10 protein-coding genes and 1 pseudogene are annotated in these 13,526 nt (G+C 39.0%); 4 read left to right on the top strand and 7 right to left on the bottom strand.

The features are described 5' to 3' along the window. Positions 1–482 precede the first annotated feature (482 nt). Positions 483–617: a DUF4181 domain-containing protein gene (locus CWS20_RS28555; RefSeq protein ID WP_241504140.1), complete on the bottom strand. Its 135-nt coding sequence runs from the start codon at positions 615–617 to the stop codon at positions 483–485. 407 nt (positions 618–1,024) lie between these two features. Here CWS20_RS28555 and CWS20_RS03255 point away from each other — a divergent pair, with 407 nt between their 5' ends. The 4 genes from CWS20_RS03255 to CWS20_RS03240 are packed head-to-tail and all read left to right on the top strand — an operon-like array spanning position 1,025 to position 4,962. Beyond that, positions 1,025–2,086: an iron-siderophore ABC transporter substrate-binding protein gene (locus CWS20_RS03255; protein ID WP_066200379.1), complete on the top strand. Its 1,062-nt coding sequence runs from the start codon at positions 1,025–1,027 to the stop codon at positions 2,084–2,086. Beyond that, the gene (locus CWS20_RS03250) at positions 2,079–3,116 is read left to right on the top strand and encodes a FecCD family ABC transporter permease (RefSeq protein ID WP_066201840.1); all 1,038 of its coding nucleotides are present in this window, start codon (positions 2,079–2,081) and stop codon (positions 3,114–3,116) included. The genes CWS20_RS03255 and CWS20_RS03250 overlap by 8 nt, the downstream gene beginning before the upstream one ends. Beyond that, positions 3,113–4,147, top strand: a complete 1,035-nt coding sequence (locus CWS20_RS03245) for a FecCD family ABC transporter permease (protein ID WP_083957462.1) — start codon at positions 3,113–3,115, stop codon at positions 4,145–4,147. Before CWS20_RS03250 ends, CWS20_RS03245 begins: the two co-directional genes overlap by 4 nt. Beyond that, positions 4,147–4,962, top strand: coding sequence for an ABC transporter ATP-binding protein (locus CWS20_RS03240; protein ID WP_066200384.1), 816 nt, complete (start codon positions 4,147–4,149; stop codon positions 4,960–4,962). The genes CWS20_RS03245 and CWS20_RS03240 overlap by 1 nt, the downstream gene beginning before the upstream one ends. A 203-nt stretch (positions 4,963–5,165) precedes the next feature. Here CWS20_RS03240 and CWS20_RS03235 read toward each other — a convergent pair. The 6 genes and pseudogenes from CWS20_RS03235 to CWS20_RS03210 form a co-directional block, all read right to left on the bottom strand. Then, positions 5,166–5,666 (bottom strand): annotated as a pseudogene (locus tag CWS20_RS03235) (YdeI/OmpD-associated family protein). Between the two features lie 346 nt (positions 5,667–6,012). Then, a complete protein-coding gene (locus CWS20_RS03230) occupies positions 6,013–6,528 on the bottom strand; it encodes a DinB family protein (protein WP_066200385.1) in 516 nt (171 codons plus the stop codon). Positions 6,529–6,602: 74 nt separating this feature from the next. After that, a complete protein-coding gene (locus CWS20_RS03225; RefSeq protein WP_066200388.1) occupies positions 6,603–7,514 on the bottom strand; it encodes a helix-turn-helix transcriptional regulator in 912 nt (303 codons plus the stop codon). Between the two features lie 503 nt (positions 7,515–8,017). After that, positions 8,018–8,848, bottom strand: coding sequence for a sulfurtransferase (locus CWS20_RS03220; RefSeq protein WP_066200390.1), 831 nt, complete (start codon positions 8,846–8,848; stop codon positions 8,018–8,020). Then, entirely contained in the window at positions 8,832–9,035 is a 204-nt protein-coding gene (locus tag CWS20_RS03215) for a hypothetical protein (RefSeq protein ID WP_066200392.1), read from the bottom strand. Before CWS20_RS03215 ends, CWS20_RS03220 begins: the two co-directional genes overlap by 17 nt. 21 nt (positions 9,036–9,056) lie before the next feature. Next, positions 9,057–12,707 carry a dynamin family protein gene (locus CWS20_RS03210; protein ID WP_066200395.1) on the bottom strand — a complete coding sequence of 1,217 codons (3,651 nt, stop codon included), beginning with the start codon at positions 12,705–12,707 and terminating at the stop codon, positions 9,057–9,059. Positions 12,708–13,526 lie beyond the last annotated feature (819 nt).

Genomic DNA, 13,526 nt, shown 5'->3' with positions numbered 1-13,526 from the left:
ACATATTCACAGCTCTACTTTACTTTGTTTGATCCTATTCAAGTACTACATTTCCTGTTTGACTTTATAATTTGCATGAATGAACCTTATAGTAAAGCGGCATTTGTATAGAAGGTAATATACACTAATAACGGGTTATTTGTTTGGTGCTATTTACTCCCCTATGAGTGCTACAAAAATAAAAGCTCCTGATGTACCAAGCTCTTATTCCGGTATAAAAACATCATAGTATAATAACTCAGACTTTTTCTAGTTGAATATTTTTTCTTTTTCTTCTTCAAAACATTGTATCCCCTCGAGCTTCAATATTTATTAGTATTTTTTAATGCTGATTAATTTTTATAAAATCGTAAATATATCCTCTTACAGATTCCATTTTTAAGTCCATCTCATTTCAATTAGATTAGGCTATAAACACAGTTATTGCTTCCATCATCTAACAATCTTAACTCTAATAGTTTGAAATTATGCGAGATGTACAGCTACTGAGATACGATGTTTAATAAGTCTAATCGAATAACTATTGCTATAACAGTTATTAATATAAGCATTTCACTAATTGTTAAAATAGATTGTTTAGGATTTTGAGAATATTTCCATTCAAATAGTGCACGTATTGAATAATCTAGTACAGCAAAAAGGGTGGCTGTTTTTTTTGTGCGACTGGTTTATATGGTTATATGAGAAAAAACTTCTTTTCTCTCTCTCAATATTAAATATTTTGCTTAAAGTTGTTTTAACAAATGATATGAAGATAAAAACTAGCAATACATATAATAAGAAATTAAGCCAAAACATCATATCCCCCTTTATACCAAAGCCTAATAATCACTTTTTTACAATATAATACCATGTAATAGCTCAAATCGGGGCTATACTATGCAACATATTCAGCAAGGGAAGAATTCAAAAAATATTGACAAAAAATCCATAGAAGCTATACAATTATTGAGAATGATTATCGTTATTAACTACATAAGCACGATATCAAACACATCATATAAAGATAAGAAAGGATACGAACATGAATACAAAGAGGACGATTTTATTTCTATTTTTACTTGTTTCAACTGCCATGTTTGCACTAATTGGTTGTTCAAACCAGTTATCGACATCAAATGATGCTGAATCGAAAGAGAAAGAGACTTCTGCTTCTAAAGAAGCAGACTCCGAATATCCCATTGTGATTGAGCATGCTTTTGGCGAAACGGTCATTGAGGAAAAACCGGAGCGAGTAGCTACCGTTCAATGGGCAAACCACGATGTTGTACTTGCTTTAGGTGTAGTACCGGTAGGTTTCTCTGCTGCGAACTTTGGAGTGGAGGATGATAGTGGGCTTTTGCCTTGGACAGCTCAGAAGCTGGAGGAGCTTGGTGTAGACAAACCTAATGTGTTTCAAGATACGGACGGACTTGACTTTGAAGCCATCTCAGACAGCAATCCTGATGTAATTCTTGCCTCTTATTCCGGAATAACAAAGGAAGACTATGATATTCTAAGCCAAATCGCACCGGTTGTAGCTTATCCAACCTCACCTTGGACAACTTCATGGCGCGAGCAAGTGATGCTTAATGCAACAGGAATGGGCATGAAAGCAGATGGCGAACAGCTCATTAAAGATACAGAGAGCCTAATTAAAGAACAAACAGAAAAACACCCTGAAATGCAAGGCAAAAAAGTAGCATGGGTGAATTTCTCAGCGACTGATATGTCTGGCCTGCATCTTTATACACCTGCTGATCCTCGTGTTTCTTTTCTAAAAGAATTAGGGATGGATTACCCTGAAATCATTACAGACATGATAGAAAATGATACTGATTACTCATTACAATTAAGTGCAGAGAACGCTGATGTGCTCAGCGATGCAGATATAATCATTGGGTATGGGGACGATAGTTTATATGAAGCAGTTAAAGCGGATTCACGTCTCGGTCAAATTAAGGCCATTGAAAGAGGTTCTGTCGTTTTCATAGGCAATAATTCAACTCTAGCAGCTGCTGGAACACCTAATCCACTTGCAATCTCTTATACTATTGATGAGTACGTTGAATTAATCGCAAATGCAATTGATAAAATTGATGAATAATGTTTTTAAAAAGCCCAAAAAGCAAAGCATGTATTTGCCAAAGCATTTTACTAAAGTACTAGTTATTTCTTTAGTTTTACTTTGCATATGCATGCTGGCCTCCTTGGCCTTAGGATCTCGATTAGTCGTATGGGATGAACTAATAGCCGGTTTGTTTCACCCAGAAATTGAATCATACGGAGCGAGTGTAGTCCGCGAACGGATTCCAAGAACCGTTTTTAGTTTATTTTGCGGTGCTGCCCTTGGTATTTCTGGAGCGCTTATGCAGTCAGTCACCAGAAACCCCATTGCTGATCCAAGTATATTAGGTGTAAATACAGGTGCGGCATTGTTTGTAGTATGCGGCATTGCGTTTTTGAACATCAGCACAGCCTCTCATTATATATGGTTAGCAATTGTAGGAGCGATGCTTACGGCAATTTTTGTTTACGGAATTGGATCTATGGGGCGTGCTGGTGCTACGCCTCTTAAGCTTGTTTTAGCCGGAGCAGCCACAAGCGCAGCTCTTTCCTCATTAGTCAGCGCCATTATGCTATCGCGTTCCTACGTTATGGATCAATTCAGATTTTGGCAAGTGGGCAGTGTCGGCTCGGCCAACTGGAATGCCATTCTCACCTTCCTCCCGTTTCTAGTCATTGGTATCGTGTTGGCGATTATGTCAGCCTCGGCTCTCAATGCTTTGGCATTAGGTGATGATGTAGCTACAGGACAGGGAGTTCGTACTGGGATTCTAAGGATTGTTGCGGCTTTTGCAGGTGTTATATTATGCGGAGCTGCAACTGCACTGGCGGGTCCAATTGCTTTTGTTGGGCTATTAGCCACTCACGTGATACGGCTCATACTTGGTCCCGATCTTCGCTTTGTCATCCCGATGTCAGCTATTTCAGGCGCCATCATATTGACGATATCCGATGTTAGCGGCAGGCTGATTGGCAGCCCCGGTGAGCTCGAAGCCGGTGTTGTGACAGCGTTTATAGGGGCTCCTTTATTAATAGTACTAGCAATAAAAATGAAAGTGCGTTCATTATGAATAATACTAATTTAGTTTCAGTAATTAAAGATGGCAGACGTCAAAGGCGTCGTCGATGGATGATTGTTAATGCTTTGCTGGTGGTACTTGCCTGCATACTTAGTTTCGCAATGCTAATGCTGGGAAGCACAATTTACCCCGTTCAAGATGTGATGAGGTCACTGATGGGAGAATCACTTAATGGCGTGTCTTTTGCGGTGAACACAATACGGTTACCTAGATTGGTTGCAGGTCTGTTTGCTGGCCTGGCGTTTGGGATTGCTGGTAATACGTTTCAAACGATGCTGCGCAACCCGCTAGCAAACCCTGATATACTCGGGATCACCGCGGGTTCAAGTGTTGCAGCTCTGTTTTGTATTCTCATTTTGCATACAAGCAATATGGCCGTTTCTATTGCATCGGTAATTGCTGGACTTATTACAGCCGTACTTATTTTTGTCTTCTCGAAAGGTAAATCGTTTTCTGTCGGGCGTTTAATTCTCGTTGGGATTGGTATACAAGCGATGCTTAGCGCCATGATTTCCTATCTGCTGATGGTAGGTGCACAAGAAGATATTCCTACCGCACTCAGATGGCTTAGCGGTAGCCTTAATGGAGCTCAAATGCCAGCTCTCCTGCCAATGATCATTACGGTGTTGCTCTGTGCCCCGATTGTAATTGTGCTAGGAAAACACTTAAGTATATTGGAGCTAGGAGAACAATCTGCCACCTCACTAGGACTGAATACAAGCTTGACTAGATTATTACTAATATTAAGTTCAGTCTTTATGGTTGCTATTGCAACCTCCGCCACTGGCCCAATCGCATTTGTGGCTTTCCTTTCGGGACCGATCGCAAAACGATTAGTTGGAGTTGGTTATTCAAACGTTATTCCCGCTGGTCTTGTTGGTGTAAATTTAGTTTTAGCAGCAGATTTAATTGGGCAATTTGCTTTTGAAGTTAGATATCCAGTCGGCATCATTACTGGCTTGCTTGGGGCGCCATATTTGCTCTACTTACTTATCCGCATGAATCGAAAGGGTAGTTTATAATGAAACCAACACATAAGTTCCAAACCGAAGAAATTGTAGCCGGATACGATAATAAAACGATTCTCCATAGTATAAACGTTGAAATTCCTAGTAATCGAATGAACGTGATTATTGGGGCAAACGCATGCGGAAAGTCCACATTGCTCAAAACGATGGCAAGATTAATTAAGCCACAATCAGGAAATGTTATTTTAGATGGGAAAGCAATTGACAAAATTCCACCAAAAAAGCTAGCGCGAGTTTTAGGGATTCTCCCTCAGTCACCGCTTGTTCCTGAAGGCATTACAGTCACTGACTTAGTCGGACGAGGAAGGTATCCGCATCAATCCTTGTTCAGCAGTTGGACGAAAAAAGATTATGAGGCTGTTGCCGAAGCAATGGAAATCATGGATATCACAGACCTTGCTAATCGAAATATTGATGAGCTTTCCGGCGGACAAAGACAGCGCGTCTGGATTGCAATGGCACTGACGCAGCAAACAGACATATTATTTCTGGATGAACCGACCACATTTCTAGATATTGCCTATCAGGTTGAAATACTAGACTTGCTGACAGACCTTAATCGAAAATACGGAACGACCATTGTCATGGTTCTTCATGATATAAATTTGTCCGCACGATACGCAGATCATATTTTTGCACTCCGAAAAGGAAAGCTCATTGCTGAAGGAAACCCGTCCAAAGTAATTACAAGCAAACTAGTTAAGGAAGTTTTTGGGCTTGATTGCACTGTGATAGAAGATCCCATTTCGCAATCTCCTTTAGTAATACCAAAAGGACGTTATCACAGTCATGAGAAAAGCACTCGTTAAATGAAGACGGCAACCTTATTTTTCCAGCTAGTTTGAGAATATGAAAATATAAGATGCCCCTCCCCTTAAATTGTGAATGATGAGGAAGGGGGGCAAATTTCTTTATACTAATGAGTAATTATTCTGCCAATCGGTGCGGCAACTATCACCCATATAGCATTAAACTTAACAAACAATTCCTCACTTACTCCATCCGGTGCATCTTAATAATCTAACAGGCGTCCATCATCATTCCATTGGCCGAATATTTTATTTTTCTTAGTATTTGCGATAAATTTGTCTAGTCTGCTATTAAATAATAGTTGCTGATTTTTATTGCTTTGTATCGTATCAATCCGCACTCTTTTATAAAGAGCTGGAAAAGCCAAAAAATTCTCATATACTTCCCTGTCCATTTTTAGCCTTTGCTCTATAACCCTATCTATTTTAAAAGAATTATGATCCATTTCAGGAAGTACTCTCCTTCCTTCGTCTGTCATAAACTTCTAGGAGACAGTCTCTCGCGCCAGTTTGGTTTCAGATAGTTTCCCATCAATCCAGCCAAAGCACAAAGCTTCTTCAACCGCGTCCAAATACAGCAGAGTATCAGGAATTGGCGTTACACTAACTACCACCCAACAATATTTCTTATTTCTACCATTTCTATGAAGCCGAGTCCTCAAATCGGCTTTCGATTTTACCCGAATAAGATTTTCAATTTCCATTGATAATAATCCATCTCCTTTCTAACGATGAATATAAATCTATGTCAATATTTAATATATGAGCAAGGATACATGATAAAAAAAGCACCTTAGTTCGCGTATAAACTTTACCAAAAATGAACAATCAATAGAAAGGTCGATTTCTCTGTTCTTAGAAATATCGACCTATTAAAATCAAATAATTTAAAGCAAAATCCTGTGCATAACCAAGGCTATATCTCGAATTCCAAACTGATGCATTAGATAATACTGATGACCTTATTTCATTAAATCGAGGCTCTCTCTTCCGTAGGACAGAAAACTGCACTGATTATTTCATTGCCTCATCCTCTTTTAGCATCAGGCATTAAATGGATTCATCACATTCCTGATACCAAAAAAGAGAATAGTCATTCATGATGGATGCTCGGCCCAACTGACGCAACATTGTAGAAACATTGCCTCTGTGATAGGTCCCGTGATTAACTAGATGCATTACAATTTCCGAAAAGCGTGTTTCACGAATTCCGGTGAATGGGTTATCAAGCAAAATGGTTTGCTCCAAATCGGCCTTGCTTCGGAACCATTCTCTGTATTGTTCGGATAATTGGGTAAAGATATGGTCGTATTCATCGACAGTATTCATGATGCGTTCATTCAGCGGTATGCATGCTTTCAGCGCCTCTGGCATTTCAGTGCCTATTAAAACAAGATACCACATCTTATCAACTGCATAGATATGACTAAGGGCATGGGCGATAGTAGGAAATGAACTGTTCACTTCTTGGCTTAGCACAGAGGACGGAAGTTCCTTCATTCTCCCTAGTATCGTTTGGTTGGCCCATATGTGGTAGTTATACATTTCTACTGGATAATTCTTCATTCGTATCTTCTCCTTTTGACTTTATGATTTTGTTCCTATATTTATAATAAAAAAAGATATATGACAACAGTCTGTCATACATCTTCATAAAGTTTGAGCGCATTTTGAAGTTGATCTTTGATGATTACACGGAGTGGTAGGGGCTCCAGAACTTCGGCCCCACTTCCAAAGCTTAGCAGAATGGACCAGAGCCACCGGGCTTCCAATGGCTTATAAACAGGAATTCGCATCGTCATACTTCCATCAGCATGAAATTGCTTTTCAACTAGGTGAAATTGATCCATCGCTTCCGCCAAAGCCTCCGTCCTTACCCGAATCACTACATCCTCCGTCTGATCTTTCCATGATAAGGCAACCTCTTCTAACGGTACCTCTTGATGTGGTTGAAAAGTATCCTGTGTAACGAACAAATTCAGCAGCCGAGACAACCGGAACTCCCGATATTCTCGCCGTGTTCGGCATAACCCATAAATGTACCAATTACGATATTTAAAATGAAGTCTCAGCGGTTCCATTTCACGGATCGACCGCTCATTCTTTGCATTGATATAATCAAAGCGGACGATATTTCGCTCACTAATGGCTGTGCGTAAATAACGAAGCGCTTCTGGCTCCGTGCTTCGGGTTTCCAAATCCACAGACAGACTCGTGACGTGATGCTCCGGACCAATAGCCTGCAGTCTTTCAATGGTCCCCTGTGCACGCTCGTCTTTAAAGACAGTGGATAGGCTTCTAAGAACAGTAATCAAGGAATTGATATCGTAAGAACCAAGCAGGCTTTTATCCATTTTATACCCTTCCATCATGCTATATCCGCCATTAGTTCCCTGGTACGATACGACCGGAAATCCCGCAGCACAAATCACTTCGATATCCCGATAGATGGTTCTTGGGGAAACTTGAAACTCTTCAGCCAGCATGGAGGCAGACAAAACTTCGTGATTCAGCAGCTTGTAGATGATAGAAATCAATCGCTCCAATTTCATATGTATCCCCGCCTGTTCATCCAATTCTATTATTGCTCAAATTATATCACAGATCTTTTTCTAGATAATTTTAGAATAAACTGCTTGTTGTGTCGTAGTCAGCTGAACTTTTTTGCCCTAGTGGAGGAGCTCGCTTCGCCTGACTCCGCTAGATGTAGACTTAGTCCTTAAACAAATTGCTCAACTATGGTTAATGTTTCCTTTATAGCTTTAGACAGCCATAAGGATAAAGTGAAACTTCAATCAGTGGGGGTTTTCACTGATTGTTAGTTGAACCAATCGGGCTTTTACGGACAGTTAGCCTCCACCTTTGCTTCTTCGTTTCCTCTAAACTTTGAGGTAAGGGTCATACTGTCGTAAATTAAATAAGAAATGCGCCCCCACTTTTATAGAGACGCACTTCAAAAAATTGTACAATTAGCAATAAAATACTTTTCTTCGACTAAGTACGCTCCACACATCGAATGAAGTATTAATTAGACTATCTTTAGCCTAAGTTTTTTTTATTTTTTTGTCCCAACCGGATTGTCACCGTAAGAGATCCAATCGCTGAAGCTTCCCGGATAAAGTTTTACGTTTTTAAAGCCCGCTTCCTTTAATGCCAAAAAATTTGGAGAAGCGGTCACACCTGAACCGCAGTACACGATCAAAGGGGTATTTTTATCATATTCGGAAAATCTATTAGATTGCTCTTCTCCTGATTTAAACCGCCCTTCAGAAAGGGCGTCTGTCCATACTTTATTCACCGCACCAGGAATATGGCCCGCTTTTTTATCGATGGGTTCATTGATCCCCTTGTATCGCTGCTCTTCTCTGGAATCAATTAAAATAGCTTCAGCTGTTTCGTTTGAGGAGACTTCTTTTACTTCCTCATATGATGCACAAATATCATTTACAACTTGTACCTGATAATTCGATTCATCATATGCAGGGATGATATCGTCAACTGGATAACCGTGTTTTAGCCATTCTTTATAGCCCCCATCTAAAACATACACTTTCTCATGTCCTACATATTTTAATAGCCACCAAAAACGTGAGGCAAATGAAGCTTCTCCGCCGTCATATACCACAATGGTTGTACCATTGGAAATTCCAGCCTTCTGTAGTGAGGCAGTTAGCTGCTCGACAGATGGAAGGGGATGACGGCCACCATGTATTGAGACTGTGCCTGACAAATCCTCTTCAAGATGAAAATACACGGCGCCGGGAATATGGTCTTGCCTATACTTTTCTTGCCCTTCTGCACGATTTGCCAAATTAAAGCGGCAATCAACTACTCTAATTTCTTCAATATGTTCCTTCACCCATGCGGCATCAACTAGATTCTTCATCAATGTCCTCCTCCATCCGTTTACGCATCAAATTTTTCACATGTTCTTTCGGTGTCCAGCAATTAAACTTATAGTTCGGCTTTGTTTCATAGCCTAACCGATCACAAAAATAAAACATGCGATTTTCTTTTTTTACCGCTAGGAAGTTTACACAGGTTGCACATACATGGAAACGATCCGTATCCATTCTGTACACTCCTTCCATTATTTAGTAAGCTTTCAAGCGTTCTTCTAATGAAATAATCGTTTCAATTGGGAAGTCAGCCGTTAATGCAGCTGTCATTCCTTCATAATATTCATCCAATTGCTGGACGAATGAGGCGATTAATCTTTCATGTTCTTGTTTCAGCATGCTTTCATAGTAATCCTTTAAAAGGATATTGGCTTTTTGCAAATAATCATCAGCAGGCTGCTGTAGCGCTTTTTCGAGCTCCTCAGCCAGCAATCTTCTTTCGTTTTTCTCAAAAAATGCTTTCGGATTTTTGAAGAAAGACATGGCTTTTTTGAAATTTGCTCTATTTTCGTTGATAAATGCTGTCTCAAATTCAAGCACATCCACTTGGATAACCTCGTGGTTGCTAAAAGTAATCTGACGGTTGACTTCTTGCACAATATTCGTTAATCGCTCATAGGCCTGCTGCTGTTGTTTGCCAATATAAACCTCAAGACGCAGCGTCGTTGCCCGCAGCTCTTGTGCAAAATCAAAGCCAAAGCTTTGTAAAAAGTCATTTAATGCCACTTGCAATGCTTTCTTTAAATCTCTGCCATCATCTTTCAGCTGTGCAGGGTTGAAGGCTTCTTTAAGAAAATCGCCAAAACGTAAAAACACACGCTGTTTAATGTAAAAAACGAGTTCATCCGCTTCTTGATGAAGGCTTTGAACAAGTAAATTCACATCATCTTTCTGGATTAATTGCTTCACTTCATCTTGCTCTAATAATAACTGTCTTCTTTTCGCTTCTTTTTCTTCTTTGCTTTCTTGAGAAGAGATAATAAAGGCTTGCAGCTGAGAAAGCACACGCTGCCATTCAAGCTCAGCAGCAGATACAGATATAGACATTAAGTCTTGATTAATAAAGGAATAGAAGCTGTTTTCAAATGCTTGAATGCCCGATTGTCCGCTTGCCTTGCCCAATTTTTCCTGGAGCGCTTGTAAACTTGACAGTCCGAATAAGCTGGGCTTTCTTATACCATATTGAATTAACTGTTCATTCACATATTGTAATACGTCGTTTTTTTCATCATCATTATTTGCTAAATCAATCGCATTTACGACAAAAAACATTTTATCGAGCTCGAATGAATCTTTCACACGACCTAACTGGATTAAAAATTCACGATCTGCTTTTGAAAAAGCATGATTATAATAGGTGACAAATAAAATCGCATCTGAATTTTTAATATAATCAAACGCAACACCAGTATGGCGGGCATTGATTGAATCTGCACCCGGCGTGTCAACAAGAGTGATGCCTTTTCTAGTTAACGCACAATCATAGTACACTTCAATCATCTCAACAAAGCATGACTTTTCCTCTTTGGCAACATAGTCTGTGAATTGCTTGAGGTCTGTTACAATCACTGTACCGAGCGTATCCTTAAAATCATCATAGCCTCTAGAAAACGCTGCTAAAAAGGCATAGTGCGTTTTTTCATTTGCATCAAAATCGTGTTTGCCCTCAAGAATGCTTTTTATTTTCGCCTTCGCTTCATCAAAGCTTGCAGCCTGCTTGTTAAAAACGCTCAAGGAGCGATTAAGATCTGCAAACATAACAGCGGATTCCTTCACATAGACGCGCACAGTTCCATGCTGATTATTATCAGTTACTGGCATTATTTTATTTATTGCAGCGGTTGTAGGATTGGGAGACACAGGTAATAGCTTCTCCCCAATTAATGCATTAGCAAACGATGATTTACCCGCACTGAAAGCACCAAATAAGGCAACAGTAAATTGACGATTCTCCAGTCTATCTGCCTTCTCAATCAGCTCCTCAGAAATCTTTTTAAAGCCTGGAATACCACTAATTGATTTTGAAGTGAATCTTAATTTGCTAATTAAGTGAGCTGTTGTTTCTTCATTCACTCCTCCGGCAGCTGCGGCTTCCTCTATTGTGTCATCGCTGATTACATTTGTGGTTTGTTCAATTGTCTCTTCTTCCCCTTGACGAACGATATCTACTTCTTCCGCTGTGTCTAAAAGCAGCTGCTCCATTTCTCTCTTATACAAATCATGCTGATAATTTCCTGTTAAAAATTGCTGTAATTCAACTTTGTATTTTTCAAGTTTTTGTGCTAGTTCGTTGAGCTTCACTATTGCATCAGCATATTGTTCAAGTTTCTCAAGCTGCTGCTGAATTTTTAATTGCTCCGTTTTTTTCTTATCTTTTAAAATGGACATAAACTTTTCTTTTAAAGGAGCTAAGGTCGTTTTCGTTATTCTCTTAACCGCTTCCGACACATCATTTGTATATTGCAGGACATAATCACCAGAAAGTCTAGCCCCATCTTTAACTGTGTCAGACAACACTTTAGAATCTACTTTTATTTCCAAATTTTGCGCAGACGCAATGAGAGCAGGATCATGTATTTCATGTTCCTTAAACTTATTTAGGAATAATTCCTTCATATGCCATACAATCTGGGATTGTACCTTTTCAGTAAAATCCTCATATAAACTTTGGAGGCGGGATTGTCTCTCTTGTTCTGTTTTTGCCTTAGCAAAAAACAGACCCATTTTGAAATCTGATTGTCGTGATGCCAAATAGCTTTCAGCAAGTTCTCTCGTTTGAAAAGGCATTAAATAAGCATTCTTTAAAATTTCATCAATATCATTATTCAACCCAATTTCCGTTTGATCGATGAGGCGCTTAATCTCCAGCAATTCGGATTGCAAGTTTTTCACATTTTCAAATACGAGCGCGCGCTCATCCTCCGATAAAACGCTCACAATCGATTCGTATTTTTCCGCTTTTTCCACCTGCTGTTCTTCCAAATAAACATGATGCTCTTCTGTCAGTTTGTTCAATGAATGATAAACAGACTGCGGCAGCAGCTCTTCCTTGTTATTTATCATTTCTTGCATAAATGTTTGCAACGCAGAAAATTCATTATGACGATGGTCTTTCTGTTTTAATGAAGTGTAAAAAATCCGTTCTGGGTTGACTCCCCAAGAGGCAAATGAATCACGAACACTCTCTGTAAATTGTGAAAAACTTAACTCGTCATCACGATGTTTATCAATTTGGTTAATGATCAAATAAACCTTCTTCCCAGCAGCAGTCAATTCCTTTGTAAAAAGGAAGTTTAACTCTGATTGAACATGGTTATAATCCATCACATAAAATACGAGATCAGCAAGGTGAAGAGCGGATTCCGTCGCTATCCGGTGAGCATCATCAGTAGAATCAATGCCTGGTGTATCCATAATGACAGTATTTAACGGCAATGTTGTATGAGAATGGCTAATTTCTACTGTTCGAATTTGGTCGCCATCTTTACTATATTTCTTTATCCGTTCGTAATCATATGGCGCCGGATACAATTTTGGCCTTCCTTCTTTAAAGAAAACCTTTGCATAATCATCCCCTGCTTTAACTCTTACAAGATTGGCGCTTGTTGGAATAGGACTGGACGGCAATAAATCATCGCCGACAATCTGATTAATCATACTGGATTTCCCCGCAGAAAAATGGCCGCAAAAGGCGATCGAAAATTCTGAATCACGCAATTTCAAAACGAGATCCTTTGCCCTTTCAGCAGCCTGATTATCGCCATTCTTCACAAAAAAAGTATGCAAGGCAGTCGCCCTTTGCAATAATTCGATACGATCTATCTGTTGTTCCACTGTTTGAACCATAAAAAAATCCCCTTGTCCCATCAATTTACTACTTATTCTATCCGATTTTCGCATGATTTCCTATATAGGTACTAATATATTATAAAACTTTGATAATCGGAACACCGAAATGCGGGACGGTTGTCTAGAGAGCTACCCTCTATAGTTGCTGCGCGCAATGACTTTATGTGACTTTGCTAAAAATATAGTCTATAGAGTTCGCCAAACCTCTTAAGTGAAAAATCATATTTTTCCCCTTCGCTTGATTTGAGGCGAGTATAGATGATTAAAGCCAGTGCTGCCTATCGCTAATTTTGATGCCATATAAAGTGCCGGTACTATAAACGGTGAATAATCAAGTTTATAACATGTATAGGTAAAGCTCGTGAGTTAACATACAATTCATTTTTAAAAATAAATACACCACTTGCCTAAATCACTTTTGTTCAATAAGATATATGCAATATCGCTATTGGAGTATTGCCTCTTTTTACATATTAAACATTAAGTATTATTCTTTTTCCAATCAAAGGGTGTGTTTGCCCAACGAAAAAACATAATCATTAAGAACATTATAAAGCAAATTATTATGTTCTCTATCCAGGCTATCTCCTTATTAGAAATGAAATGCCAGACAGTTGATACTAAAAAATATATTAATGGGAATCTTATACTTTCCTTAAACATTGACCTCTCCCTTCATTTTACTAAGTATTTCTTTTATTCATGGAAAACCAATTCTCTAATTATATCATAGAGATTTAATACCGTATTTCTATTAAACGCTTGATAGCGCTGCGTTTGTTCTTTTGACGAATGAAAATAAAAAAAAGAAAAACA

It is taken from the genome of Cytobacillus horneckiae, from assembly GCF_002835735.1.
In the GTDB taxonomy this organism is placed as follows: Bacteria; Bacillota; Bacilli; order Bacillales; family Cytobacillaceae; genus Cytobacillus; species Cytobacillus horneckiae.
Note: the sequence above shows the minus strand (reverse complement) of the source record. Positions and strands in the feature narration are given on the sequence as shown.